The sequence below is a fragment of the Cryobacterium mannosilyticum genome, from assembly GCF_004402705.1.
In the GTDB taxonomy this organism is placed as follows: domain Bacteria; phylum Actinomycetota; class Actinomycetes; order Actinomycetales; family Microbacteriaceae; genus Cryobacterium; species Cryobacterium mannosilyticum.
Genome location: NZ_SOFM01000009.1, coordinates 1 through 24,270, shown reverse-complemented (window position 1 = coordinate 24,270; position 24,270 = coordinate 1). Strand labels below are relative to the sequence as shown.

30 protein-coding genes and 1 pseudogene are annotated in these 24,270 nt (G+C 64.4%); 7 read left to right on the top strand and 24 right to left on the bottom strand.

Features of this window, described 5'->3' with window-relative positions:
• The first annotated feature begins 448 nt into the window (after positions 1 to 448).
• Positions 449 to 1,102, top strand: coding sequence for an HNH endonuclease (locus tag E3O32_RS03330; protein ID WP_166790755.1), 654 nt, complete (start codon positions 449 to 451; stop codon positions 1,100 to 1,102).
• Between the two features lie 98 nt (positions 1,103 to 1,200).
• Here the strand turns inward: E3O32_RS03330 and E3O32_RS03325 are convergent, their stop codons facing one another.
• The 13 genes and pseudogenes from E3O32_RS03325 to E3O32_RS03265 form a co-directional block, all read right to left on the bottom strand.
• The gene (locus E3O32_RS03325) at positions 1,201 to 2,031 is read right to left on the bottom strand and encodes a hypothetical protein (protein WP_134507006.1); all 831 of its coding nucleotides are present in this window, start codon (positions 2,029 to 2,031) and stop codon (positions 1,201 to 1,203) included.
• 227 nt (positions 2,032 to 2,258) lie between these two features.
• On the bottom strand, positions 2,259 to 2,885 hold the full coding sequence (locus E3O32_RS03320) for a recombinase family protein (protein ID WP_134507004.1): 627 nt from the start codon (positions 2,883 to 2,885) through the stop codon (positions 2,259 to 2,261).
• A complete protein-coding gene (locus tag E3O32_RS03315; RefSeq protein ID WP_134507002.1) occupies positions 2,882 to 3,175 on the bottom strand; it encodes a hypothetical protein in 294 nt (97 codons plus the stop codon). Before E3O32_RS03315 ends, E3O32_RS03320 begins: the two co-directional genes overlap by 4 nt.
• Positions 3,168 to 3,488, bottom strand: a complete 321-nt coding sequence (locus E3O32_RS03310; RefSeq protein WP_134507000.1) for a hypothetical protein — start codon at positions 3,486 to 3,488, stop codon at positions 3,168 to 3,170. The genes E3O32_RS03315 and E3O32_RS03310 overlap by 8 nt, the downstream gene beginning before the upstream one ends.
• Before the next feature lie 593 nt (positions 3,489 to 4,081).
• Entirely contained in the window at positions 4,082 to 6,097 is a 2,016-nt protein-coding gene (locus tag E3O32_RS03305) for a bifunctional DNA primase/polymerase (protein WP_134506998.1), read from the bottom strand.
• A gap of 96 nt (positions 6,098 to 6,193) precedes the next feature.
• Positions 6,194 to 6,385 (bottom strand): hypothetical protein, encoded by a 192-nt coding sequence (locus E3O32_RS03300; RefSeq protein WP_134506996.1) that lies wholly within the window; start codon positions 6,383 to 6,385, stop codon positions 6,194 to 6,196.
• 748 nt (positions 6,386 to 7,133) lie between these two features.
• Positions 7,134 to 7,826 (bottom strand): hypothetical protein, encoded by a 693-nt coding sequence (locus tag E3O32_RS03295; RefSeq protein ID WP_134506994.1) that lies wholly within the window; start codon positions 7,824 to 7,826, stop codon positions 7,134 to 7,136.
• 4 nt (positions 7,827 to 7,830) lie between these two features.
• A complete protein-coding gene (locus E3O32_RS03290) occupies positions 7,831 to 8,259 on the bottom strand; it encodes a hypothetical protein (RefSeq protein WP_134506992.1) in 429 nt (142 codons plus the stop codon).
• Between the two features lie 129 nt (positions 8,260 to 8,388).
• A complete protein-coding gene (locus E3O32_RS03285) occupies positions 8,389 to 9,510 on the bottom strand; it encodes a hypothetical protein (RefSeq protein WP_134506990.1) in 1,122 nt (373 codons plus the stop codon).
• 191 nt (positions 9,511 to 9,701) lie between these two features.
• Positions 9,702 to 10,628 (bottom strand): annotated as a pseudogene (locus E3O32_RS03280) (ATP-binding protein); the annotation flags it as partial.
• Complete coding sequence (locus E3O32_RS03275; protein WP_134506986.1) at positions 10,628 to 10,984, bottom strand: YraN family protein; 357 nt, start codon at positions 10,982 to 10,984, stop codon at positions 10,628 to 10,630. The gene E3O32_RS03275 and the pseudogene E3O32_RS03280, both read right to left, overlap by 1 nt.
• Before the next feature lie 160 nt (positions 10,985 to 11,144).
• Positions 11,145 to 11,870, bottom strand: coding sequence for an SGNH/GDSL hydrolase family protein (locus E3O32_RS03270; RefSeq protein ID WP_241974523.1), 726 nt, complete (start codon positions 11,868 to 11,870; stop codon positions 11,145 to 11,147).
• Between the two features lie 73 nt (positions 11,871 to 11,943).
• Positions 11,944 to 13,044 carry a dipeptidase gene (locus tag E3O32_RS03265; protein WP_134506982.1) on the bottom strand — a complete coding sequence of 367 codons (1,101 nt, stop codon included), beginning with the start codon at positions 13,042 to 13,044 and terminating at the stop codon, positions 11,944 to 11,946.
• A gap of 48 nt (positions 13,045 to 13,092) precedes the next feature.
• Here E3O32_RS03265 and E3O32_RS03260 point away from each other — a divergent pair, with 48 nt between their 5' ends.
• On the top strand, positions 13,093 to 13,536 hold the full coding sequence (locus E3O32_RS03260; protein WP_134506980.1) for a nitroreductase family deazaflavin-dependent oxidoreductase: 444 nt from the start codon (positions 13,093 to 13,095) through the stop codon (positions 13,534 to 13,536).
• Positions 13,537 to 13,561: 25 nt separating this feature from the next.
• Here the strand turns inward: E3O32_RS03260 and E3O32_RS03255 are convergent, their stop codons facing one another.
• The 11 genes from E3O32_RS03255 to rpsP form a co-directional block, all read right to left on the bottom strand.
• Positions 13,562 to 15,046, bottom strand: a complete 1,485-nt coding sequence (locus E3O32_RS03255; RefSeq protein ID WP_174776477.1) for a glyceraldehyde-3-phosphate dehydrogenase — start codon at positions 15,044 to 15,046, stop codon at positions 13,562 to 13,564.
• 122 nt (positions 15,047 to 15,168) lie between these two features.
• Positions 15,169 to 15,492, bottom strand: a complete 324-nt coding sequence (locus E3O32_RS03250) for a DUF2469 family protein (RefSeq protein ID WP_130176401.1) — start codon at positions 15,490 to 15,492, stop codon at positions 15,169 to 15,171.
• A 12-nt stretch (positions 15,493 to 15,504) separates the two neighbouring features.
• Positions 15,505 to 16,149 (bottom strand): ribonuclease HII, encoded by a 645-nt coding sequence (locus E3O32_RS03245; RefSeq protein WP_134506978.1) that lies wholly within the window; start codon positions 16,147 to 16,149, stop codon positions 15,505 to 15,507.
• Positions 16,150 to 16,896: a signal peptidase I gene (gene lepB / locus E3O32_RS03240; RefSeq protein ID WP_134506976.1), complete on the bottom strand. Its 747-nt coding sequence runs from the start codon at positions 16,894 to 16,896 to the stop codon at positions 16,150 to 16,152. It lies immediately after the preceding gene.
• A 77-nt stretch (positions 16,897 to 16,973) separates the two neighbouring features.
• Complete coding sequence (gene rplS / locus E3O32_RS03235; protein WP_134368536.1) at positions 16,974 to 17,318, bottom strand: 50S ribosomal protein L19; 345 nt, start codon at positions 17,316 to 17,318, stop codon at positions 16,974 to 16,976.
• A gap of 194 nt (positions 17,319 to 17,512) precedes the next feature.
• On the bottom strand, positions 17,513 to 18,052 hold the full coding sequence (locus tag E3O32_RS03230; protein ID WP_134506974.1) for an MFS transporter: 540 nt from the start codon (positions 18,050 to 18,052) through the stop codon (positions 17,513 to 17,515).
• Between the two features lie 28 nt (positions 18,053 to 18,080).
• On the bottom strand, positions 18,081 to 18,818 hold the full coding sequence (trmD, locus tag E3O32_RS03225; RefSeq protein ID WP_134506972.1) for a tRNA (guanosine(37)-N1)-methyltransferase TrmD: 738 nt from the start codon (positions 18,816 to 18,818) through the stop codon (positions 18,081 to 18,083).
• A 9-nt stretch (positions 18,819 to 18,827) separates the two neighbouring features.
• Positions 18,828 to 19,667 (bottom strand): formate/nitrite transporter family protein, encoded by an 840-nt coding sequence (locus tag E3O32_RS03220; protein WP_134506970.1) that lies wholly within the window; start codon positions 19,665 to 19,667, stop codon positions 18,828 to 18,830.
• A 93-nt stretch (positions 19,668 to 19,760) separates the two neighbouring features.
• Positions 19,761 to 20,426 (bottom strand): ribosome maturation factor RimM, encoded by a 666-nt coding sequence (rimM, locus tag E3O32_RS03215; RefSeq protein WP_174774799.1) that lies wholly within the window; start codon positions 20,424 to 20,426, stop codon positions 19,761 to 19,763.
• Positions 20,427 to 20,451: 25 nt separating this feature from the next.
• Complete coding sequence (locus tag E3O32_RS03210) at positions 20,452 to 20,688, bottom strand: RNA-binding protein (RefSeq protein ID WP_134506969.1); 237 nt, start codon at positions 20,686 to 20,688, stop codon at positions 20,452 to 20,454.
• A 2-nt stretch (positions 20,689 to 20,690) separates the two neighbouring features.
• Entirely contained in the window at positions 20,691 to 21,116 is a 426-nt protein-coding gene (gene rpsP / locus E3O32_RS03205) for a 30S ribosomal protein S16 (RefSeq protein ID WP_134506967.1), read from the bottom strand.
• A gap of 272 nt (positions 21,117 to 21,388) precedes the next feature.
• Between rpsP and E3O32_RS03200 the strand changes: the two genes are divergently transcribed.
• From E3O32_RS03200 to E3O32_RS03180, 5 genes are all read left to right on the top strand, one after another.
• Positions 21,389 to 21,640: a type II toxin-antitoxin system Phd/YefM family antitoxin gene (locus E3O32_RS03200; RefSeq protein WP_134506965.1), complete on the top strand. Its 252-nt coding sequence runs from the start codon at positions 21,389 to 21,391 to the stop codon at positions 21,638 to 21,640.
• A complete protein-coding gene (locus E3O32_RS03195; protein ID WP_134506963.1) occupies positions 21,637 to 21,897 on the top strand; it encodes a Txe/YoeB family addiction module toxin in 261 nt (86 codons plus the stop codon). Before E3O32_RS03200 ends, E3O32_RS03195 begins: the two co-directional genes overlap by 4 nt.
• A 148-nt stretch (positions 21,898 to 22,045) precedes the next feature.
• On the top strand, positions 22,046 to 22,462 hold the full coding sequence (locus E3O32_RS03190) for a WD40 repeat domain-containing protein (protein ID WP_134506962.1): 417 nt from the start codon (positions 22,046 to 22,048) through the stop codon (positions 22,460 to 22,462).
• A gap of 203 nt (positions 22,463 to 22,665) precedes the next feature.
• A complete protein-coding gene (locus E3O32_RS03185; protein WP_134506960.1) occupies positions 22,666 to 23,805 on the top strand; it encodes a glutamate--cysteine ligase in 1,140 nt (379 codons plus the stop codon).
• Between the two features lie 110 nt (positions 23,806 to 23,915).
• On the top strand, positions 23,916 to 24,270 hold a 355-nt coding region (locus tag E3O32_RS03180), incomplete at its 3' end, for a DUF222 domain-containing protein (protein ID WP_134506958.1).

Genomic DNA, 24,270 nt, shown 5'->3' with positions numbered 1-24,270 from the left:
CCCAACTGCCCGAAGTGCTTGGAACCGATGGAACCTGTCGTCGGGGCATGGTGGTGCGAGTCCTGCAAGGAAACCGTCCGACCCGGTGAGTAGTGTGCTGTCAGGGGGTATTGCGATGGCAGATCAGGATGCACATTTTCGCATCATGGACGAGGCACTGAAACATCCGGACGGGCGCGCCAAGGGAGGCGAACCCTGCGTCGTATGCAGCAATCCAGTCTCACCCCAGGCGCATTGGGCACAGCGCGATCGACATGTCTGTTCGTCGCATTGCAATAGCCTCCTGCGTCGGCGCTATGGGCGAGGAAGCGCAACCATCAGCTCCGCCCGCATCGAGGCAGCGCTTGATACGGTCGGTCCACGACCAAACCCTCGAACAAGCGGGCCGAGGGTGTTCCGGACTGCACCCGACGAGCCTCTCCCAATTGAATGGGAAGGTTACGGCCCGATGCCCGGCGATATTGTTGAGCGGTACGGCGTTGTGACCATGTTCCAAGTGACCGAAATGCCCTCCGAGTACTACACCTCTCGCATAATCGTTTCCTTTGTGGAGACCGGCGAGGCATTCATCGCGGGCGCGACCGAAGAGGGCTGGTGTTCTTCGCTGGTCATTGGCGCGCATAGTCCAGCCGGTCAACGCCATGAAGACTTTTTAGGACACAAGTTCATGGTCCAAAGCGTGCTCTGCGAGTGGCGTCGGGAACGCATAACTGACCTGCAGCCAGATGCGATCGACTATTTCTTCTGGGAATGCTACGCAGCCGTACCGGTCGATGCGCCGAAGTACCGCGAACCGATGCAGTCTCCGCGCTACCGCACTGAAATGGACCGGCGCAAGCGAGTGTCTAGCAACACTTCTAGACATGAGAGGAGAGCACGCGCGGAAGCAAAGATCGACCGATTCGACCCACTAGAGGTCTACGAACGGGACGAATGGATGTGCCAAATCTGCGGGGCCGAAGTCAATCGCGAGGTACTCTATCCTGACTCGTGGAGCGCCACGCTAGACCATATCGTGCCGCTGTCGCGCGGAGGCAACCACACACGCGAGAACTCGGCCCTAGCGCACCTCTACTGCAACCTCAAGAAGTCTGCTAACTGATCCTGCCAGCCACGGTGCTCAGCATCGAGTCGGTAGTAGATCAAGGCTTGCCCAACGGGTCTCCACGCCCGTGCCAGACTATTCCTCGCCTGCCGCTACTACGCAGAACGGTTCCCGGCGGTCTGAACCAGAACCGGGCGCATGGCCTCCAGTACCGCCGTGAACTGCGCCCACTCAGCATCGGACAATGGGAATGCCCCGCTCACTATGACTGGAGGTCTCCCTTGAAGAGCGATCGGAATGGGATAGTTCTGGATCAGCGGCGTGGCAGAGTTCGGGTCTACCAGGGTCACCGGAGTGGTGAATCCGGCAATGACGCCCAACCCAGGCCGCGTCGGGGAAAGCAAAGCCTCGGGGACTGCGACGTCTACCATCTCGACGACGTCGTCCAGCGGCTCTTCCAGGTCGGCCTCGGAGGCATCATCGACACCGAGCTCAGCGAACGCGATGGTCTCCCTGTACTCGCGGATGAACTCCTTAGCACCAGTGTCAGTGAAACCGCGCTCGCGAACCAGTTTCCACAAGAGGTTGGCGTCCGACGGCAAGTGCACGCCATACAAGTCCCACATTTCTACGTGGATAGGTGGAAGAAGCGCAGCTTCCTTCAAGTACTCGCGTCGCGCGTCGGAACTTGGGTGATTGAGGATCTGCACCGCGAGGTCCGTAACGGCGATCGTGCGATCGTCTTTCGACCCTTCCGAATCCACGAGGCCGAACTTAACCAAGGCCGAAACAGTCAGCGCGGCGGGGCCATTCAGACTGGCATAGCCCCATATTGGGGCGACTGTGGATACCGGCACGGAGTACTGCTTGTCTTTGAGCCACAACAGGCGAACGCGCTGGACCGCCTTTTCGAGTCCGATAGCCGGGTATGCCGGACTTCTACCCCTCGAACGCTTGCCAGCCGCAGTGGGTTTTAGTTCACTCATGTTGACCTCCAAGTAAGAGCATATGCCATGTGACTACATTGTCAAGTGTTGCAATGGGAACATTGCGACACATGGCCGACATTTTTGTGCTACATTGGAGGTAGCAAAAGAAAAGCCCCTAGGGCAACCTAGGGACTTTTCTCAAGCTCGGGCCGGGCATTGGTATGCGGGACTCCCTTAGACAGTGTCCTCCGCGGGTTCAACTCCCGTCCGGTCCACCTATTCTATCAAATTCGAGCCATCCGTGCACATATCGTGCGAACGCTGTTCGGATGCCACTTCGCTCCCCCGCCTGGCAGCACCACGGCATCAGCGTTGAGGCGATCCGCGATCGTGCGGTAGGTCATGCCGGCCTTGCGCCAGCGGCGAATGCGCCGAACAACGGCAGGGTCTTGACCTTGAGGCCGGCCGACATGCACGCCTTTGGCTTTCGCGGCTGCGAGCGCTTCCTTGGTGCGAAGGCCGATAGTCTCGCGTTCCCACTGAGCAACGGCCGCCATGACATTCGCCACCAGCTTGCCTGTCGGCGTTGTCGTGTCGATGCCGAGGTCAAGCGCCACTACGCTCCAGCCTTGCTTCGCTGCGGACTCCAGCAATCGAGCGAAGTCGGCCAGCGAACGCGACAGCCGATCCAGCTTCGCGACGACCAGGGCATCGGCCTCACGCGCTTTCAGCATGGCGAGCGCAGCCGTGATGCCGGGACGGTCGATGTCCTTGCCCGACTTGCCAGCGTCCTCGATCCACTCCACCTGCCAACCTCGCCGCTTCGCCTCAGCGGTGATGCTTGCCCGCTGTGCGTCGAGGCCATGCTCCTGAGTGATGGTGCTGACTCGGAGATATCCGATCACCCTCATCGGATGCCCTCGAACAGATCGCCCTCGTAGTAGGACAGACGGGCACCGGTCTTGGAGTGCTTTGCGTAGTAGACATAGGACGCCTCGCGGAATTCGATGCGCCAGCCTGCGGCTTCGAGGGCATCGGCAAGCGTGTCGTCGGCAGCGTCTGGAAAGAAGGCGTCACCGCTACTTGGCGGCTCGAAGGCATCGAGTATGCCTTTCAGCGCGGAAAAGGTATCGGGCTTCTCGGTACGGATGCGAGCGAGCGTGTCGGCGTATGCGTGCCAGTAGGCATCGAGGTTAGACATTCGCGGCCTCCCACAGCGACGGCGAAGCGTAGCCGTTGCGAGCGTCGCTCGCTGTGAGGTAGACGAACCCGGCTTCGCCTTCCGGCACCGCCTCGGAGATGGGCTCGCCTTCGGCAGGACAGCCGGCAAGGTGCTCGGAGTCTTCGCCGCACTCACTGCACTCGGGCGAGGCGTGAACAGCCGTGCCGTCTTCGTCGCCTTCGGCAACTCCTCGGGCAAGTGACCACAGTGGGTAGTTCGGCTGATACGCGATGCGTACTTCGGCACTGGGGTTGAGGCCCTGAAGCGCCTCGATGAGGTCTTGAACGATCATTGTCTTTTCATCCTTTGAGTCTCGAAGATGTGTTCGATTACAAAGTTGACAATATCAACCTGGGACCTCGTGTCAACTAACCCCTCGGTTTGTTGTACATAGGGTTTGATCTGGGGTTTTACTTCATGCGACGTGGGCGCATCTGAGGCACCGACAGGCAGGGTGATATATTTCCTCGACCTCGCACCAACGTCGCCTCGGTAGGCATCGTGTGGCCTACAGCAAGCCAAAGCGGCGCTGGTGCGGAATGGACATCGCGCGAGGTGCTTAGAAATGGGCGAGATTGTCGAAATGCACCCGAATCAGCCGACCATGGCTTTGACCATCCATCGGTTAGCTACGCGCCTCCACTCAGGGCGAGAATCAACCCGAGAATCATCACGCGCGATTTACAAGTAAATCGCAGCGATGATTCTCGAGATTCAGCCGATGATTCTCGAATGATTCTCGGGTTGTGATTCTCGAAATTGGTTGATACGTCGCGCATCGAGGGCCATTCCGAGACAGGAGCGAACCCGAGAATCACGGCCATCCTCCGAATGATTCTCGAAGTGGTGAAACAACCGTGATTCTCGGGTCATGATTCTCGAACCCTACGGCTTTGCACGGTAGGTGGCGGGTGTCGCCGTTGCCTTCACGTAGGGCGACGCTTCCTCGATCCGTTCCTTCACAAGCAGCGTATTGATGTACCTACGCACTGATGCCGGCGCGTGTCCTGTAGCCGCTTCGACATCCGCAGCCGTCACAACCTCTCCCCCGGCACTGCGGTTCGCCACGAACGCGAACACTTGTTCAACCTTGTCGGCTGATGGACCGCCCTGCTTCTTGGTCAGCTCGATCACATGCGTGCGGCCTTTGTCCTGGTCATGCATGGCGTCGATTGGGTCGACCAGCTCAATGATCGGCTTGAGGTGCGTGTAGGTCACGATATTGGCACCTTGCTTGCCTTGGATGTGCAGCACTGAATCCATGCCGGAGGTCAGCCACACCGATCCGTAGATGTTGTCAAGCGACGGTAGGCGATTAGCCCGGGAGTCATCGTTTCCGGTCTTGCGCTCGTGGTGGAGGAGCAAGGTGCTCATGCCGCGGGCACGGCACTCCTTCCACGCCATGTCCAGCGCCTGACCGACCTCACCGTTCGAGAGATTGGCGGGTGTGAGGTCCTTCACGCTGTCCACAATGACGTCCCCGATGTTCGAGCCAAAGGTGTCTTGCAGCCAGTCCGCGAAGGCGTGCGTGTCACCGAGGACATCCACAGGGACTGGTTTCGTCCAGATTCTCAGCCTCTGGCGGGCGATCGCCCGTTCCGCCTCGGTCTTGAACAGCCGCGCCATACTTCGCGCGATCTGTCGCGGACGGTCCAGCGCCAGATAGACGATGATCTTGTCTTCGGCGAGGCGGTGCAGCGTGAGACCCAGTAGATTTCCAGGCCCAAGGCCGAGCCGACCAAGGGTGATCTGCTGGGCTGTGAATGACTTACCAAGACCCTGGTCTGACGGAATCATCAGACCACCGCCCTCGGTCCATAGAAGGTCGTCGCCGTCGCCCCACACTGGAACATCCTCAGCAATCTCACCGAACATGAACTCAAAGCCGTCCACGGCGGCGGCGTCACCATACTTCGCTATGCGCTTTTCCCGGCGGACTCGGGCCACGGAATCGCGAACCTCGGCAGCACGAACACCTTTCGCCACGTCTCGGATAAACGCCGGGTCAGCATCTTCAAGGAAGTCGGGCAACTCACCGTTGATTGCCGCGAACGGCATGTTGTCCAGGTCGATCAAGTCGCTGTGATCCTGAGCGAACGCCTGGTCAATTTTCCTGAGGGCATCCTTCTCCAGAAACGGCGGATTCGAGTTGGCCGCAGCGGTCAACACCAGCAAGGTGATTGCGGCACGCTGATCGCCCATTTGACGACGCAACTTGCATGCCATCTTGAACAGTTTGTCATCACGCTCACCTTCCTCGACGCCTTCGATGAACTGATCCACCGTCAAATCAGCAATAGTGCTGGCATTTGATGTGCTCGTCCCCGAGTCGAGTAGCGACAGAAGCTTGTCCGGAAGATTGGCTAGAACAGTCGATTGTTCGAGAACGTATGTCCTTCCGCTGATGTGGTTTGATCCCGGCAAGAGGACATACCCTCCGTCGCCGCGCACATCGATCCCGGGGCGGAAGTTCACCCGGTTTCTTATATGGCGATCTGGAGCCTTGAAGAATATGTGCCTTCCTCCACCACCAGTGGCAACAGTGAAGCTTTCCGGCGCTGTGATGCCTGCCTCAACAAGCAGCGCGTCGAAGGACTCGAAGCCATTGGTTTTCTTCACATCGATGTCGAACACAACGACGCCGGACGGTTCGCCCGTTGCCATGCCCCAGTTGCAGGCAGGGAACTTTCGCGTCCATCCGAGGACTACCTCGATATCTTTGCTGGCGCCCTTCACGCCGTTGAATGTCCGCGGGTGCTTTCCAGGACTGCCACAGTCACTTTTACCGCAGGAACACGCACCGTCTCGGATGCTGTGACATGGGAAGATCGACCACCCGGCTGCCACCCACGCCTCGAGGTTGTCAAGAGTGACAACGGCGTCAACGGCGTCAACGGGCATCGTCGGCCTCCGCTCCGCGCAAGAAGGCGGCGAACCAGTCCACGATGTCGTCCGGCACAGGCTCGATATCCCAGTCCTCGGTGACGCCGCCCACGCTCACCACGCCCTCGGAGGACGAAAACCGGCACCCTTCGGAGGCCACGACTCGGCATCGCGGTACTTGAGCATCTCCGCCTCGAACATGGCCTCGATTGGGAGGCCGCCAAACAGTTTGACAATGCCGTCGATCTCGCGAGGGTTGGGGTAACGAGCGCCTTTGGCAAGATTCGAGACCTCGTTGCGGGTCATACCGAGAGCATTGGCTACATCGGCGTAAGTGAGGTCATGGAAGTTAATGAACTTGGCGAACTGCTGTCGCCGATGAGGGAGCGCCACGATGGTGACCGATCCGCACTCGCAGAGGACTTCCGGCTAGGTGAATGCCGGATTTGTCTGCGACAGTGCGAGCGCTTCAGCGGATCAGTCGGCCAGGGTCCACATTCGCTTCGGACTTCCGGTGCGCTTTCCCTCCGGACGCGGTCCTTGCAACGCTGATCGAGCGGGATGTGGTGCCAACGGGCCTCGATATATTTCGATAATAATACCCGCACGATCTTTATGCGACCCACTCACGGAATTGACATCTGAGGCGCTGACAAGCGCAGTGAATGGTGTTTATCGACCTCGCGAAGCTAGAGCCTCAGCGGGCATCCTGGGATCGCTCCGAGCGCACTACGAGTCTTCGCCCTGTTGTTCTTCGAGGAAACGAATGCAGTCTCGATGCAACGGAAACGTTCGGCATTCGCAGCGTGCCATTCCGTGTGGACTGTTCGGACAGCCAGGTGCAGTGGCGACGTGCCGCGACTCAATCGTTCGATGCCGCCATGTACTGAGGTTAGAGGCGTCATCGCTCATTCTTTGACATCCGGCCAGTGGCCTGACATGCCACGTCTGGATTCGTTTGGCGGCACAAGGTCTTTGGGATTTGGCACTGGCTTTGGGGTCGGCTCTGGCGAGAATTCGCCTGTCTGTCGGCCAGCGGGTGAGCGCGGTTCGTTCACGGTGTATCTTTCTGCCTGCGTCGGGGAGGTTCTGCTGAGCCTCGAACGTGTGCCCTCTCGCCAAGAAGCTTCCCCGGAATGATGCGAGGAATGTTATTTTCGTCTTCGATAACCTCAGCATCCTCGACGTTCAGGAAGGCAGCATCTGTCGTGGCGTAGGCAGGAAGTTCACCCATCTGCGCGAGAAGCGCCTCGGGCACGGCACGGTTGATCTGTACGCCTTGGGAGAAGACGTGCTGCATGGTGACCTCCCACGGCTTCACTTCGACTTCCACGTTCACCCCTGGGCCTGAGCCTGTGCGGTCGAGCACCATCTGGATGGCACGCAGTCGGTCGCTGTCCGAAGTGCCCTGCGCAGTCAGAATGCTATTCAGCTGCACGACAGCAGGCTCTGCAAGTTCTAACAGCCGCTGGCGCGCCTTGTTTGCGACATGCCCAGACGAGCCGCCATGCGTCTTGCAAACTGTGCCGCCGCGAATGGCCGACTTCTTGCACTGCTCGCCGGTACGAGACGAGTGAGCCTTGCAGCGGTTCTGAAGATCAGCCGCCGTCGCAGTAGCAATCTTGATTGACCCTCCGTGCACGGCACAGAAGTCGCTGCCCGAAATCGCCCACTTGCGGCATGGCTTTCCCTTGTTGGGATTCTTTGCCCCGCCGACTGTGCCTTTGCATTGTCGCTTCGCCGCCATGATTTCACTCCGACGCGGCCTGTGGGGACGCACCGTAATCGCAGATGTGGGAGTCCGCGCATTCGCCGCACAGCTCGATTTGCACAATGTACTGTCCGAAGGCAACCCAGAACGGCACCAGAATCGCCTGAGCGTTGTTGCAGACATCGCAGTATCGGACGCACGCTCTGGATGCGATGGGGACGGTGCCTGTGCGGGTCAGTTCACTCGTATGTGCGCTGAGGGCATCCCGTGCCCGGATGATCGGCACAGGGTTGTCGCCATTGGCCACTCGCCCACCGTCGAGGTGCGTCACCGCGTCAATGATCATCGGCCCGATGACCGGATGCGCTCGCATAAAGCGGTTGTGCGGAGCGAGTCGCCGCGCTTCGGCGATCTCGGCCTCAAGTTGGTCTGTCATCGCGTTTGCCAAAGTGTCGGTGCTGTCATGCATGGTGTGGCCCTTCCAATCGGCCCTCGGTGAAGGTTGAAGAGGCGTCGCCGCCAGGGCCAGGCGACGACGCCCCCGCTGTTGGGCGCTGAAAGGTGAAAGGGGTGAAAAAACCCTTCAGCGCCCGGCTTGTTACCAGATCGGTGCCGTGTAGGTTCCGCTGGCCTTGATTTGGGTGACGGCCGCAGCTTCGCGGTTGCGGACGCCGAGACCGAAGCCGCGCATGTATACGGAGTCGATCAGTGGGTAGCGCATGTTCTTGTCCTGCACGAGGCGAAAACCACGGTTGACAGCAACCGGGTGCTCACGGAAGCCAAGTACGTTGGCCCCACCAACTGCGACGGCGATCATGTAGCCCGCTTTCGCAAGCGAGTCCTGGACGATCAGCGAGTCTCCGTAGGAGCCGAGGACGTCTAGACCGTTGAAAGTCGACGGCGGGCGCGAACCAACCAGCGTGAGGGCGGTGAGGTACGCAGGCTCGTCGGCCGTCGCGATGAAGTCGAAGCTGGAACCAGTCGCAGCACGGAAGGTGCGAATGACTGCGCCCTCCTGCTTGTTGACAAGGATCACGATTCGCTCGCCCGCAGATTTCAGACCCCGACCGTGCTCGGTCAACTTCGCTCTCAGCTCATCTAGGTCCCCTGAATCGACGGAGGCTGCACCTGACACAAGGAAGTGCGTGTGATTGGCAGAGAAGGTTGTTCCATCAGGTGCCATCGGCGGCTTGTCGTCAGCGGCACCGGCATAGAGCGAGTAAATCGTTTGGCCTGACTCATTCTCTGCACGAGAACCGAACGAGCCACCAGTCGGCGTCGTGATTGCCGACATGATCGACTTAAAGATGAGGCGGTTGTCAGCCTCCTGTGCGGCGACCTGAACGGCTGTTACCTGCGAGGCACTGGCATCGCGAAGGAACTTGTAGGTGAACCGGCCCGCTGTGTCGTACCACTCCAGGTAGTAACCGACGCGACCGTAGTTAGGGGCAACACGACTCGAGACCGGCACGCCGAACTCCGATGCCAGCTCAAGGTCTATGCGGCCACCGTCGAGCGGCACAAGGTCGGAGGAGTCGGTCGTGTTGAAAGTGAACAGTGCGGTGAATGCACTGCGGCCCGCGTTCCACGCGGACATGGCAGCCTGGAATTCGTCCCAGATCGACTGAAGCGAAACGCCGTCAGCCGTTGTCGAGAGGATGTCGCTCCCGACGTTGAAGCCTCGATCGGCTCCTCGAATGTCACGGAACTGAATGTCCATGGCAGCTCCTTACGGTCAGTGAAAAAATAGGATGGCACGTGACCGCTGGTCGACGCTAGATGCTGCCTGACTTGCGGAGGAGAGCTAGAACGCTCAATCACTGCCACTCAACAAACTGCGGAACATCACTGATATTGCCGTTACAAGCAATATTACACCACTCGATGTATATGTCAAATTTTGATGTGTTGCGCCTCGTCGAGGAACAGGACGCCATGGGAGGCGCGGGCCGCCGCGCCGGGGCGGATCCGGCCACTGCCCCCACCCACCATCGCCGCCGCGGTGGCGGTGTGGTGCGGCGCCTCGAGCGGTGGCCGGGTCGCCAGGGCGGGGCCGACCCCGCGGCCGCTGAGAGAACGCATCGAGCTGACCTCGAGGGACGCCTCCGGGTCGAGGTCGGGCAGGAGGCCGGGCAGCCGGGCCGCCAGCATGGTCTTGCCCGCCCCCGGCGGACCGACCATGAACAGATGGTGGCCGCCGGCCGCCGCGATCTGCAGCGCCAGGACCGCGTCCTCATTGCCGATCACGTCGGCCAGCTCCGGTTCGACAGGCTCGACGCTGCCCTCGCCGGGCGCCGCGATCACGTCGACCTGGACAGGTTCGAGCCGGGAACCATGCCAGATGGCGGCGTCCCGGAGGGAGGCGACGCCGATGACCCGCATCCCCGGCACGAGGGCAGCCTCCGCGGCATTGCCGGCCGGGACCATGACGGTGCTGTGGCCGAGCCTGGATGCGGCGATCACCGCAGGGAGCATTCCGGACGTCGGGCGCAGGCGCCCGTCCAGGGCCAGTTCGCCGATGTGCACCACCGCACCCACCGACTGCGCGGAGACGGCCTCGTCGGCGGCGAGGCAGGCCAGCGCGATCGCCAGGTCGAAGCCGGATCCGTGCTTGGGCAGGGCCGCCGGTGACAGGTTGATGGTCAGCTTGTTGCGGGTGAGCGGGCACCCCGAGTTCTTCGCGGCGGCCCGCACCCGTTCGGTCGCCTCCGACAGGGCGGCATCCGGCAGGCCGATCAGCACGATGCCGGGCAGCTGGCCCGAGATGTCGGCCTCCACCTCGACCAGCGCCCCGGTGAGGCCGAGCAGCGCCACGGCGTGCGTTCGCGCGAGCGCCATCAGAACACCCCCACCAGGTGCTCGATCACCGGGTCGGCCCCCGGCCGGAGGATGACCGCGACCGCGTCGATCCGGATGCGCGCGGGCCGGGGCTCCGACTGGTCGCACCAGGCCGCGGCGAGCCGGCGCAGGCGGGCGAGTTTGTGCACCGTGATCGCCTCGAACGGATGCCCGAAGCCCGTACCCGACCGCGTCTTCACCTCGACGAAGGCGACTTCGCCGCCCTGCTCGACGATGAGGTCGATCTCGCCCTGGTCGCACCGCCAGTTGCGGGCGATGACCCGGTAGCCGGCCGCGGCCAGGAACCCGGCCGCGCACTCTTCGCCGCGCCTGCCCAGGTCGTCTTTGTCTGCCACGAGTGCCTCCGGGTCCAGCGTGCCCGGAGGCCGGCCGTGTCCCCGGCACGGCCCCGGATCGGTGTGGCCCGGGGCCGTCCCCGCCCTGTGGAGGGTGAGCCGGCAGCCGGCCGGGTTCCGCGGCGGCTCGAGGGTGAGGCGGGGAATTCGCCGGAACCGGTCAGAGGCCCAGTTTCGCCAGCTCGGCGTCCATCCGCACCGCGATCTCGCGGTAGCCGACGTCATTGGGGTGGAGGTTGTCTGCGGCCTTCCACTCCGGATGCCCGTCCATCCAGTGCGAGGCCCCCGGGATGTAGTCGGCATCGATGGCCACGGCCGCGTCCCGCACCCAGCCGATGATGCGTTCCACGGATTCGGGCCGCTCGTCGGTGTACCAGAACGGTTCGACGATGATGAAGCGGGTGTGGGGCAGTGCCTTCTTGAGCTCGGTGAAGTCCGTGTCGATCGCGGCCCGAACGTCGTCGGCGCGGCCGGGCATCACGAAGTTGTCGTTCAAGCCCATGGTGCTGATCACGATGTCGGGTTGGGCCTTGATCACCTGGTCGACGAGGTCGGGCCCCGGCAGGTTCGCCCGGTTGTTCACGAAGCCGAGCCCGTTGGTGCTCGGGTTGACCTCGGTCCAGCCGCGCTCGGCGCACACGATGGTCGACCAGCGGGCGGCCCGGCTTGATGCGCCGGTGCCGCGCGTGTAGGAGTCGCCGTAGAACGCGACGACGGCCGAGCCGTCGGCCGGCGATCCCGTGGCCGCCGATCCCGCCGTCGAGTCGGCGACGCCCGCGCTGCCCGTTCCGGTCGCCCCGCCGAGCACCCCGGCGACAACGGCGATGGTCCCCGCGCACAGCACGCCGATCACGGTCAGGAGGGCGATACGTCGGCGCAGGGTCATGACTCTCATTCGGCAGCGGCGGCCCGTCCGGATTGGTCGCGCCCTCGCTCGAGGCTACCCCCGGGGCCACGGCTCAGCGCACGAGCAGGGGTATCCCGCCGCCGGCCGCGGCGAAGGCCGCATCCGTGGCGCGCAGCACGCGCAGGATGTTGCCGCCGGCCAGGGCGGCGAGATCCTCCGCCGACCAGTCCCGCCCCGCGAGCTCGGCCAGCAGCGCCGGGTAGCCGTCGACGCCCTCGAGGCCGGAGGGGAACTCGTCCGTGCCGTCGAAGTCACCGCCCAGGCCGATGTGACGGATGCCGGCCACCTGGCGGGCATGCTCGATGTGATCCGCGACCTGCGCGATCGTCACGGCGGGCGCCGGGGTGTCCCTCGCCCCGTCGAACCAGGCCGAGTACTCGGGGGTGAGGAATTGCGGCACGAAGGTGAGCATGATCACGCCGTTGTTCGCGGCGAGCCGGCCGAGCAGGTCGTCGGGCACGTTCCGGGGATGGTCGGCGACCGCGGAGACGCAACTGTGGCTGAAAATCACCGGCGAATCGGTCAGGTCGAGGGCCGCGTGCGCCGTGGCGGGCGACACGTGCGACAGGTCGACCAGCATCCCCAGCCGGTTCAGCTCCCGGATGTACTCGGCCCCGCGGGCGGTGAGGCCCCCGTGGGCGGGATCGTCGGTGCCCGAATCGGCCCAGCTGGTGTTGTGCACGTGGGTCAGGGTGAGATAGCGCACGCCCAGCCGGGCGAACATCCGCAGCACGGCCGGCGAGTCATTGAGGCTGTGCGCCCCCTCCGCGCCGAGGAGGGATGCCACCCGCCCGTCGGCCCTGGCTGCCTCGACGTCGGCGGCGCTCCGCGCGATGACGAACTCCCCCGGATACCGGGCGGCGAGCCGGTAGACCCAGTCGATCTGTTCGAGTGTGCCCTGCACGGCGTCGGCGCCGGCGTGGTCGTCGCTGACGTAGACCGACCAGAACTGGCCGCCGACCTGGCCGGCCCGGAGCCGGGCGATGTCCGTGTCGGTCGCGAGCCCCTGCTCGAGGCCCTCCACCGAATAGTCGTGTTCCTCGCGGCAGACCCAGGCCCAGTCGTTGTGGCCGTCGATGAGCGGCGCGATCCGCAGCGCCTGGGCGACGACGGCCGCGGCAGCGGGGGCAGGGGAAGCAGCGGCGGGATTCATGCCTCCACGCTAGCGCTCGACGGCAGGCTCCTCTCGTAGTCTGGATCCATGGGATTGCGCAACGAACTGGTCGACCTGCAGATGAAGACGATGAACGTGCTGCACCGGGCCGTGTTCACGCTCTCCGGCGGGCGCGTCCTCGCCAACTTCGGCTCGATGCCCGCGGTCGAGCTGCACACGATCGGCCGGTCGAGCGGCAAACGGCGGGCGACGATGCTGACCGCGCCCGTGCACGACCGGCATCGTTACGTGCTGATCGCGTCGAAGGGCGGCGACGACCGCAACCCGCAGTGGTACCTCAACCTGGTCGCGAATCCCGACGTCGAGCTCACCGTGTACGGAACCACCATGCCGATGCACGCCCGCACGGCGAGCCCGGAGGAGAAGGCCGAGCTGTGGCCCCAGATCGTTGCCGCCTACAAGGGCTACGACGGCTACCAGCAGAAGACGAGCCGGGACATCCCTGTGGTCATCTGCGAACCCCGCCAGTAAACGCTCACACCCGCCCCGCTCGCGCTCAGGCCTGCAGCACCGCGTCCGGCAGGTCTGCCTCCGCCTTCGGGAAGACCGGCGGATGCGCCCCGGCCATCTCCTCGAGCACCCGGATGACCTGGCAGCTGTAGCCGTATTCGTTGTCATACCAGACGTAGAGCACGGCCTTGCGGCCGGTGGTGATGGTGGCCAGCCCGTCGACGATCCCGGCCCGGCGTGAGCCGAGGAAATCGCTCGACACGACCTCGGGCGAGTCGATGTAGTCAATCTGCTTGTGCAGCTCGGAGTTCAGGCTCATCGACCGGAGGTAGGCGTTGAGCTCGTCCTTGCCGGTCTCCCGTTCGAGATTCAGGTTGAGGATCGCCATCGACACATCAGGCGTCGGAACGCGGATGGCGTTGCCGGTCAGTTTCCCGGCCAGCTCCGGCAGGGCCTTCGCCACCGCCTTCGCCGCGCCCGTCTCGGTGAGCACCATGTTGAGGGCGGCCGAGCGGCCCCGGCGGTCACCGGAGTGGAAGTTGTCGATCAGGTTCTGGTCGTTCGTGAACGAATGGACCGTCTCGACGTGCCCGTCGACGATGCCGAAACGGTCGTTGACGGCCTTGAGCACGGGGGTGATCGCGTTGGTGGTGCACGAGGCCGCCGTCACGATGGTGTCGTCGGCGGTGATCTCGCTGTGGTTGATGCCGTGCACGATGTTCTTCAGGTCGCCCTTGCCGGGCGCGGTGAGCAGCACCCGGGCGACCCCGGGGCAGGCGAGGTGCTGGGAGAGCCCCTCGGCGTCGCGCCAGCGGCCGGTGTTGTCGACCACGACCGCGTCGTGGATGCCGTACCGGGTGTAGTCGACGCCGGCCGGGTCGGAGGAGTAGATGACCTGGATCAGCGTGCCGTTGGCCAGGATCGTGTCGTTCTCCTCGTCGACGGTGATGGTGCCCTCGAACGGCCCGTGCACGGAGTCCCGTCGCAACAGGCTGGCCCGCTTGACGATGTCGTTGGCGGACCCGCGGCGCACGACGATGGCGCGCAGTCGCAGGCCCTGGCCGCCGCCGGCGTGCTCGATCAGGATGCGGGCGAGGAGACGTCCGATCCGGCCGAACCCGTAGAGCACGACATCGGTGCTCGTGCGCGGGTCGGCGCCCTGCAGACCGATGACGTCGGCCAGTTCCTCGCTCAGGAAGTCGTCGAGGCTCCGGCCGGCTTCGTCACCGCGGTAGGCCAGGTTCAGCCGGGCCAGGTCGATCGACGCGGCGCCGAGCCGCAGCCGGGCGAGCGCCTGCAGCATCGGCAGGGTCTCCTCGAGGGGAAGTTCGACGTCGTCGATCTGCCGGGCGAAGCGGTGCGCCTTGAGCAGCCCCACCACCGACTGGTTGATCAGGCTGCGCCCGTGCACGCTGGTGACGACGTTGTTGTCCCGGTACAGCCGGCCGATCAGCGGGATCATCGCCTCCGCCAGTGCTTCCCGGTTGATCCACGTGTCTCGGCAGCGATCAGCATCCTGAAGCAAGGACATACCTTTCTCTCCCGGCCGCATCGTTGCGCCGGGTTGTGCAGGCTGGCAGCCTGGGCCGGGCAGACCGGCGGTGGTCGGCCCGGAATCGGGGGGCGCGGCCGCCGGGGCGGCCGCGGGTCGAGCTACTCGTCGAGCGCGAGTTCCTTGGGCAGCTCGAACTCCTTGGAGGCGAGTTCCTCCACGTTGACGTCCTTGAACGTCAGCACGCGAACCGACTTCACGAACCGGTCGGAGCGGTAGACGTCCCAGACCCAGACGTCCTTCATGGTCAGTTCGAAGTAGAAGTCGTGCTCAGTGTCCCGGCGCACCAACTCCACTTCGTTGGCGAGGTAGAAGCGTCGCTCGGTCTCTACGACGTACTGGAATTGCCCGACAACGTCTCGGTACTCGCGGTACAGGGCCAACTCGACCTCGCGGTCGTAGTCCTCGAATTCTTCTTCTTCCATGGTGTTTCAATCCTACGCTGTGATCTTGAGCCACGATTTGCGGTGCAGCCCGGTGGGGCCGAGCAGGGCGATCGCGTCCAGATGGGCCGCACTCCCGTAGCCTTTGTTCCCCGCCCAGCCGTAGCCGGGGTGCCGGGCATCCGCTTCGATCATGAGCCGGTCGCGGTGCACCTTGGCGATCACGGATGCCGCGGCCACCGAACCGCAGTCCTGGTCGGCCCGCACCCGGGTGACCACGTTCAGCGGAGTGTGCAGGGCCTTGTTCAGCCAGTCGTCGTTGCCGTCGAGCAGCACCACGCTCCCGGCGATGTCGACCCCGGCGGCGTGCAACTGGGCCAGAGCACGTTTGCCGGCGAGCCCGAGGCAGGCGATGATGCCCAGCTCGTCGACCTCGGCGGCCGAGGCGAGCCCGACGGCCGAGTGCAGCGCCCAGGCGGCCGCGAGGGGCGCCAGGGCCTCTCGGCGGGGCTCGCTGAGCATCTTGGAATCACGCAGTCCGTCGGGGATGGCCGCAGCGGCGGGGCCGACAACGGCCACGCCGACGCCGACGGGTCCGGCCAGCGCACCGCGCCCGACCTCGTCGCAGCCGATCACGCAGGTCGCGCCGGCGGCGATCATCGCCTGCTCGACGTCGAGGGTCGGGTCGACGACGCCCACCTAGTCGGTCTCCGCGGAGACCCCGCGGAAGACCTCCGGGTAGTCGTCCAGCCAGCTCCAGCGGGCCAGCGGCCAGCTGATCACCAGGGCACGGCCGACGACGTTCTCGATCGGCACGAAGCCCTTGCCCGGCGTGTCGCCGTTGTACCGGGAGTCCTTCGAGTTGTAGCGGTTGTCGCCCATCACCCACAGTGATTTCGCGGGCACGTCCACGTCGAAGGCATCCTTGGAGACCTGCGTTTGGCCGGTCGGGAGGTTCACGTACGGTTCGGAGAGCGGGATGTCGTTGACGCTCATCTGGCCGAGCGCGTTGCAGCAGACGACGTGGTCTCCCGGCAGCCCGATGACCCGTTTGATCAGGTGGTCGTTGCTGTCCGGGGCGGAGAGGCCGACCACGGAGAGCACCCAGTCGACGCCGGCCACGATCGGGTTCTGCTGCACCGGAGCCTGCGGCAGGAGCCAGCCGCCCGGATCGCGGAAGACGACGACGTCGCCCCGGGTGATCGGAATGAGCCCGGGTTCGAGTTGGTTCACGATGATCCGGTCGTTGACCAGCAGCGTCGTCTCCATCGACCCGGAGGGGATGTAGAACGAGCGGATCAGGAACGTCTTGATCAGGAACGAGATGAGCAGGGCCACCACGAAAATGACCAGGAGGTCGCGAAGGAAGAGTGCAACGCCGCGCTTCTTGCGCTTCGTTTCTGATTCCAGGCGATCTGATCGCGTGGGCAGAGAATTGTCTGTCATTAAACCGCCTGAGCTCCTGACCCAGTGTAAGGGTGAGGAGCTCAGGGAGAAATCCAGCGGATGCTGGGAGTCGACTGTTAGTCGCGCTTCTCTTTGATCTTGGCCTTCTTGCCTCGCAGGTTGCGCAGGTAGTACAGCTTCGCGCGACGCACGTCACCGCGGGTGATGACCTCGATGTGGTCGATCACCGGGGAGTGCACCGGGAAGGTACGCTCGACGCCGACCTGGAAGCTGACCTTGCGAACGCAGAACGTCTCGCGCACGCCTTCGCCGGAGCGGCCGATGACGACTCCCTGGAAGACCTGGACACGAGAGCGGGCGCCCTCAACGATGTTGACGTGGACCTTGACGGTATCGCCGGCGCGGAAGGCCGGGATGTCCTTCCGGAGTGATGGTGCATCCACCTGGTCGAGAATATGCATAGTGTTTCGCTCTCTGTATCCGCCACAGGACGACTACGATTTGTGCCGCGCGACCCGCTGTCAGCGACCCGCGTCGGCAACCGACTGAGTATGTTCATGCCGATACGTTGCAGCTCCCCTGTGGCAGAGGCTTGCTACGGCACAAACGCTGATTATGTCATGAAAGCGGTCGGTGCCGCAAAAGAGACCCCCCGTTACTGCTCGGCGGACTTCTCGTGGATCACGATCACGGCGGGATCGGCGGTGCTGTCGAAGCGGGGCGGCTTGGGTGCACCCGGGGCGGAACCCTGGGGTGAACCCTGGACGCCGCCGGCCGGCACCGTGCCGAACCGCGCGGTCTCCTCGATCACGACGAGCATCTCGCGCATCCTCGCCCGGGCAGCGCTGTAGAACTCCCAGATGACGAACCAGAACGCGGCCAGACCGACGACCACCACGAGCACGGGAAGCCCGGAGGACGAGGCTGTGAAGCCGAGGGCGACGATCAGGGCGTGCCAGAGGGTGAGCACGCCGACATCCGCCCAGGACACCGCCCGGGCGGCGCGCACGTCCTTGCGGGCGTAGATCAGCAGGGCGACCATGAGCAGGCCGATGCCGAGGAGGACGCCGCCGAAGAAGCTGCCGAGCACCATCCAGCCGCTCACACCGAAGACCGACGCGCCGACCAGCAGCCAGGCGGGCAGCACGACGACGGCGATGAACTGCCAGTAGTAGAAGAGTCTGCGTACGAACACGAGATCAGACTACTCGCGTGATTCTGACTTACTCCTCGGAGTTCGCTGGGGGCAGAAGGTCGGGCCGCACCTGCCTGGTGCGCGCGAGCTGCTGCTCGCGGCGCCAGGCGGCGATGGCCCCGTGGTTTCCGCTGAGCAGCACGGGCGGCACGTCGTGCCCGCGCCAGCTGGACGGCTTGGTGTAGCTCGGGTATTCCAGCAGACCGTCCTCGTGCGATTCCTCGACGAGGCTCTCCGGGTTGCCGACGACGCCGGGGATCAGCCGCCCGATGGCCTCGATCATGGCCATCACGGCGACCTCTCCCCCGTTGAGCACGTAGTCGCCGAGGCTGATCAGGCGCACCCGGCCGGTGGCGGCGTAGTGGTCGAAGACGCGCTGGTCGATGCCCTCGTAACGGCCGCAGCCGAAGACCAGGTTCGGTTCCTCCGCGAGGGACCTGGCCATTTTCTGGGTGAACAGTTCGCCGGCCGGGGACGGGAAGATCAGGACAGGTCCGGCATCCGTCCCGGCCTGATCCCCGGCTGCGCCGCCGGCCACCTCGCCGATGATCTCATCGAGCGCTTCACCCCACGGCTCCGGCTTCATCACCATGCCGGCGCCGCCGCCATAGGGAGTGTCGTCGACGGTGTTGTGCCGGTCGTGGGTGTGATCGCGCAGGTTGTGCACGCGCAGGTCGATCAGCCCCGACTGGCGTGCCTTGCCGACGAGCGAGACGTCGAGGACGGAGAAGAACTCCGGAAAGATGGTGAGGATGTCGATGCGCACCAGAGAAGTCTAGGAGCGGATCAGCACCGGCTCGTTCGCACCCTCGAGTGCGGCGGCCCGGTTCACCCGGGTGCGGTGGGAGAAGTAGATCGGCAGGGCGGTGAAGAGCACGGCGCCGAGGAGGTTGCCGATCAGGACCGGGCCCTGGTTCCAGACCCACCATTCGCCGAAGCTGATGTTCGCGCCGAGCATCATCCCGGCCGGGATGACGAACATGTTCACGATGGCGTGTTCGAGTCCGAGGCTGAAGAAGGTGGTCACCGGCAGCCACATGGCGAGGATCTTCCCGGCCGTGGACTTCGAGGTGTAGAACATGATCGTGCCGATCGCGACCATCCAGTTGCAGAGCATCGCCTTGATGATGGCGACCAGGATGCCGCCGGCACCGACCGCCTCGTAGGGCAGCACCTTGTGCTCGGCCATGTGGATGATCGCCTGGATCATCGGGTCGCTCGTCTCGGTGCCGAGGTAGGTGATCGATGCGACGTACAGTGCCGCGTAGAGCACGGCGCCGAAGAGGTGCGCGCAGATGACGACGGCGAAGTTGGTGAGCCCCTTCTGGAGGGTTGTGCGGCCCTCCATGATGGCGAGCGGGATAAGGGCGAAGCTGCCGGTGACGAGCTCCAGGCCGAGCAGGAGGATCATCGCGAAGCCGACCGGGAACAGCACAGCGCCCACGATCGGGAGCCCCGTCTGGGCTGCGGCCGTCAGCGCGACGGTGGTCGCCGCGCCGAGAATGGCGCCGGCGAGGGTGCCGCGCACGAACATCTGCTTAATGGTCAGGTTCGATTTAAGGACACCGGAGTGGATGATGTCATCGATGAGTTGATCCGGTTTGACGTACGACATGCTGCGGTTCTCCTTGGAGGGTGTGCCGCGTCATGACGAGCTGGGAAGTCGGACGGGCGCGGCGCGCCACTCCCCGGGTGTTTCGGGTCGCGTCTATGCGCCTTCGCTGTCGGGGGTCTCCACCGGAGACGCCTGCGTCTCGGGTTCGGAGTCTGGTTCCGGCTCGGTGTCCGGATCCTCCGGCAGGTCGTCATCGGGTTCCTCCGGCAGCTCTTCGAGCAGCCCGGGTGGAGGGGTGATGGTGACGATGCCGGTCGTGATGTCCACCGAGGGCACGATCGCCTTCACGAAGGGGATCATCACCTCACCGGCCGGGGTCTTCACGATGAGCAGGTCCTGGGCCGGGAGGTGCTCGAGCCGGGTGATGGTGCCGATCTTCTCGCCGTCGCGTACGACGGCGAGTCCGACGAGCTGGTGGTCGTACCAGGCGTCTTCCTCGTCGGGCTGTTCCTCGTCGTCCTGGTCGATCCAGAGGATCGCCTTGGCGAGGGCCTCGGCCGCTTCGCGGTCGGGCACATCCTTGAAGAACCCGACGGCGTGCTGGTTGTACCAGCGCAGCTCGACGAGTTCGAGGGTCTTGCCGTGCCAAGGTGACCCCGTGGGGACCTGGAGGGTGAACACGGCGCCCGGGACGAAACGACGTCCCGGGTCATCCGTGAACAGTTCGAGCTTGATGGCGCCTTTGAGACCGTGCGCCTTCGTCAGACGCCCCACCCGGAGTTGACTTCGGGGCGGCGTGCTGTCGTTCACCAAACTCATTACCAACTACTCGCTAACAGTTTCTTCAGAAATCGGTGTCGACGACGTCGACCCGCACGCGCCTGCCGTCGGCCAGCGCGGCCACGAGGGTGCGCAAGGCCTTGGCGGTACGACCGGAACGACCGATCACGCGGCCGAGGTCTTCAGGGTTCACGCGAACCTCGAGGACCTCGCCACGTGGGGAGTTCTGTGTCGAAACGTGCACGTCATCCGGGTGATCGACGATCCCCTTGACGAGGTGCTCAAGCGCGGGAGCGAGCAAGACTACGCCTTGTCCTCTTCGGGAGCAGCGGCGTCAGCCACGGCCTCCTTGGGGGCCTCTTCCTTCGCCACGGGCTTGTCGGCCTTCGGCTTGAGAACGGGCTTCTTCTTCTCGTCGGCGACGAAAGCAACCTTGGCTTCCTTGACCCTCACGGTGCTGACGGCGTTCTTGTCACCCTTGAAGATGCCCCAGTCGCCGGTCAGCTTGAGGAGAGCGGCAACCTGCTCGGTCGGCTGTGCGCCGACGCCGAGCCAGTACTGCGCGCGCTCGGACTTGACCTCGATGACGGAGGGCTCCTGCGTGGGGTGGTAGATGCCGATCTCTTCGATGACACGGCCGTCGCGCTTGGTGCGCGAGTCGGCGACAACGATGCGGTAGTACGGTGCACGGATCTTACCCATGCGCTTCAAACGAATTTTGACAGCCACAATTCTCCTGTGTATTTGATTTTTGGCGAACTGACGGCCGTGAGCGTGGGGGCACACTCGGCACAAGCTCAATAAGGTGGTTTTTTCCTGCGTCTGAGTAGAGGGTCGAACGCAAGAGAACTCGACTAATCATTCTGCCAGACGATGCCCCGTTTCGGATAATCGACGGTCGCCCGTGTGAGCAGTGTCAGGCGGCGCACCGTGCAGGCGGCGAGTCACTCTTGCCCTCCTCGCTCCCCTCGCGTACAATAATCCGTACAAGGAGGCTTCCGATGAGAACCATGACCTACTCAGAATCACGCGCACACTACGCCGAAACCCTGTCGGCGGTCGTCAATGACCGCGAGGAAGTCATCGTCACCCGCGCCGGGCACGAGCCCGTCGTGATCGTCTCGCTCGATGAGTACGAGTCGCTCAAGGAAACCGCCTATCTGCTCCGCAATCCGGCCAATGCGCGGCGCCTTCTCAGATCAATCGAACGGCTCGAGTCCGGGCTCGGCACCGTGAATGACCTGACGGAGTGAAATTCGTCTGGGATGAGGATGCCTGGATGGACTACGAATGGTGGCAGGCCCAGGACCGCAAAGTCCTCAAGCGGATCAATAAGCTTCTCCGTGATGTGGCACGAAACGGAAACGAGGGCATTGGAAAGCCCGAGCCGCTGAAGCACGGCTTCCACGGCTACTGGTCGCGTCGCATCACGGATGAGCACCGCCTCATCTACAAGGTTGACGGCGACGAGGTTCGCATCGCGGGGTGCCGGTACCACTACGGAAACTAGGGATCCGCCGGCCACCAGCAGGAGGCCATTGATGAACGCCGGGACGGCAATACTCGTGCCCTGTGGGTTGACGACCTCTCACGGGCGCCGCAGAAGAAATTGAGTCTCGCTTTCACCGGCTGTGCAGCCCGGCGCGGAGTTCGGTGCGGTGAAGTTCTCGCCGGACGGCTCGCGACTCTACGCCAGCGGGTTCGGCCCGACCATCGTGATCGACACGGCATCCGGCGATGAGCTGCCTCGGATCCCCGGAAACGGGATTCTGGCGGTCAGTCCGGATGGCCGTCGGATCGCGACCGCCGACGCGGACGGCGCGATCATCACGTGGGACCTCGGCGACTGGTCGGCGGGTTTCCGCACCTGCATGTTCGCTCGGCAGACTGCGTCCGTGGAGCTCGATGAGCGCACCGTCGGGCTCGAACACTCCTACGGGATGACGCAGGTGATCGTCGCCGACCCGGCGGCGTGGACCGAGCGCGCGTGCCAGGTTGCCGGACGAGCACTGACCGAGGAGGAGTGGGGGAAGCTTTTGGGTGCTCGGCCGTACGCTCCGGCATGCCGTGGTTGACCGCGGCCGCAGCTTGCGCACGCTGAGCACGAGTGCCCGCATTTCCGCGGACCTGCGGCGAAGATCGCTTCGATAGTCGACGAGTCACGGGTCGGGTCGGGTCGGGTCGGAGAACTCACCCTGACACGCAGTGCGGCCCGATCGGTGTCAGGATTGTGGCGGACAACACCCACTCGGGTGAGGCGATCCTCGAAAGGCCACCCATGGGAATCGAATTCGCCCGCTCTGAGCGGTCGACCATCGGCATTGAGTGGGAACTCGCCCTGGTCGACCGCCAGACCGGCGACCTCGTGTGCATCGCCGACGAGGTGCTGGCGGGGCTCTGCGGGCCAGGCGGCTCGCCGCATCCGAAGATCACCGGCGAACTGCTGCTCAACACGGTCGAGCTGGTTTCGGGGGTCCATCACACGGTGGCCGGGGCGGTCGCGGATGTTGTCGGCCAGGTCGACGAGGTGCGGGCGATCACCGATCCGCGGGGCGTCGATCTAATCTGCAGCGGGTCGCATCCGTTCGGCCAGTGGTTCGACCAGGAGGTCACGGACAAGGCCAGGTACCACCGCCTGATCGACCGCACCCAGTGGTGGGGGCGCAACATGATGATCTGGGGCATCCACGTGCACGTGGGCATCGAGGACCGCGCCAAGGTGATCCCCCTCCTGAACGGGCTGCTCACCTATCTGCCGCACCTGCAGGCGCTGTCCGCGTCGAGCCCGTTCTGGGCGGGCGTGAACACCGGTTACGCCTCGAATCGCGCCCAGATGTTCCAGCAGCTCCCGACGGCGGGCCTGCCGTGGATCCTGGACGACTGGGCCGCGTGGGAACGCTACGTCGAGGACATGACCGTCACCGGGATCGTCGACGATGTCACCGAGGTGCGCTGGGACATCCGCCCGTCGCCACGTTGGGGCACGATCGAGATCCGCGCCTGCGACGGGGTGTCGACGGCCGAGGAACTGGCGGCGATCGCCGCGTTCATCCAGTGCCTGGTCGAGTGGATGTCGACGCGGCTGGACGCGGGCGAGACCGTGCCGCAACTGCAGCCCTGGTTCGTGCGCGAGAACAAGTGGCGCGCCTCGCGGTACGGGCTCGACGCGGAGATCATCCTCGACGCCGCCGGGGCCGAATGCCACGTCGTCGACGACGTGCGGCGCCTGATCGAAGTGCTCTCCCCCGTGGCCGAGCGCCTCGGCTGCCTGGCGGAACTGCTCCAGCTGAACCTGATCCTCGACGCCGGGGCCAGCTACCAGCGCCAATTGCGGGTGGCGGACGCCGCCGACGGGAGCCTGCCGGCGGTTGTTCGCGCACTCGCCGACGAGCTGCGCACGGGACTCATCGCGCGCTGAACGCGTTGCGGTTCCCCACCACAATATAGGTTTGATCAGGTTATCCACACCCTGGGGCGAGGGTCGGTTGGGGGCCGGGGGATGTCGGTGGCTGGTCGTAGTGTGCGGGTATGGTCACCCTGGTGAGCACCACCCAGCAGCAGCTCGGACTGCTCTTTGACGCGGTCGCGGTCGCGGACCGGGTGATCGCGCAGTGCTTCGCGTTCCGGGCGGAGCTGATCGATCAGACCCGCCGGTTCAGCGAGGCGCACGCGGCGGAGATCCCGCGGGGACCGCAAGCGTTGTGGAGCCGGGAGGAGATCGCGCACCGGGAGCTCTCCAGTGAGCTGGCCGTGACGCTGCGGATCCCGGAGCGCAGCGCGGAGTCCCTGCTCGCGGAGAGTAAGGCCCTGGTCCAGGACCTCCCCGCAACCCGGGCGGCCCTGCATGACGGGGTGATCAGTTACCGGCATGCGCAGGCGATAG

Excerpts from the sequence above, each read along its gene's own strand:
- E3O32_RS03270 (WP_241974523.1), bottom strand. The coding sequence starts at position 11,870 with ATGACCCTGCGCCGACGTATCGCCCTCCTGACCGTGATCGGCGTGCTG.
- E3O32_RS03290 (WP_134506992.1), bottom strand. The coding sequence starts at position 8,259 with ATGCATGACAGCACCGACACTTTGGCAAACGCGATGACAGACCAACTT.
- rimM (WP_174774799.1), bottom strand. The coding sequence starts at position 20,426 with ATGAGTTTGGTGAACGACAGCACGCCGCCCCGAAGTCAACTCCGGGTG.
- E3O32_RS03315 (WP_134507002.1), bottom strand. The coding sequence starts at position 3,175 with ATGTCTAACCTCGATGCCTACTGGCACGCATACGCCGACACGCTCGCT.
- E3O32_RS03310 (WP_134507000.1), bottom strand. The coding sequence starts at position 3,488 with ATGATCGTTCAAGACCTCATCGAGGCGCTTCAGGGCCTCAACCCCAGT.
- lepB (WP_134506976.1), bottom strand. The coding sequence starts at position 16,896 with ATGACAGACAATTCTCTGCCCACGCGATCAGATCGCCTGGAATCAGAA.
- E3O32_RS03200 (WP_134506965.1), top strand. The coding sequence starts at position 21,389 with ATGAGAACCATGACCTACTCAGAATCACGCGCACACTACGCCGAAACC.
- rplS (WP_134368536.1), bottom strand. The coding sequence starts at position 17,318 with ATGCATATTCTCGACCAGGTGGATGCACCATCACTCCGGAAGGACATC.
- E3O32_RS03265 (WP_134506982.1), bottom strand. The coding sequence starts at position 13,044 with ATGAATCCCGCCGCTGCTTCCCCTGCCCCCGCTGCCGCGGCCGTCGTC.
- E3O32_RS03295 (WP_134506994.1), bottom strand. The coding sequence starts at position 7,826 with ATGGCGGCGAAGCGACAATGCAAAGGCACAGTCGGCGGGGCAAAGAAT.
- E3O32_RS03185 (WP_134506960.1), top strand. The coding sequence starts at position 22,666 with ATGGGAATCGAATTCGCCCGCTCTGAGCGGTCGACCATCGGCATTGAG.
- E3O32_RS03220 (WP_134506970.1), bottom strand. The coding sequence starts at position 19,667 with ATGTCGTACGTCAAACCGGATCAACTCATCGATGACATCATCCACTCC.
- E3O32_RS03300 (WP_134506996.1), bottom strand. The coding sequence starts at position 6,385 with ATGACCCGCAACGAGGTCTCGAATCTTGCCAAAGGCGCTCGTTACCCC.
- E3O32_RS03320 (WP_134507004.1), bottom strand. The coding sequence starts at position 2,885 with ATGAGGGTGATCGGATATCTCCGAGTCAGCACCATCACTCAGGAGCAT.
- E3O32_RS03250 (WP_130176401.1), bottom strand. The coding sequence starts at position 15,492 with ATGGAAGAAGAAGAATTCGAGGACTACGACCGCGAGGTCGAGTTGGCC.
- E3O32_RS03285 (WP_134506990.1), bottom strand. The coding sequence starts at position 9,510 with ATGGACATTCAGTTCCGTGACATTCGAGGAGCCGATCGAGGCTTCAAC.
- E3O32_RS03325 (WP_134507006.1), bottom strand. The coding sequence starts at position 2,031 with ATGAGTGAACTAAAACCCACTGCGGCTGGCAAGCGTTCGAGGGGTAGA.
- E3O32_RS03255 (WP_174776477.1), bottom strand. The coding sequence starts at position 15,046 with ATGTCCTTGCTTCAGGATGCTGATCGCTGCCGAGACACGTGGATCAAC.
- E3O32_RS03305 (WP_134506998.1), bottom strand. The coding sequence starts at position 6,097 with ATGCCCGTTGACGCCGTTGACGCCGTTGTCACTCTTGACAACCTCGAG.
- E3O32_RS03260 (WP_134506980.1), top strand. The coding sequence starts at position 13,093 with ATGGGATTGCGCAACGAACTGGTCGACCTGCAGATGAAGACGATGAAC.
- E3O32_RS03330 (WP_166790755.1), top strand. The coding sequence starts at position 449 with ATGCCCGGCGATATTGTTGAGCGGTACGGCGTTGTGACCATGTTCCAA.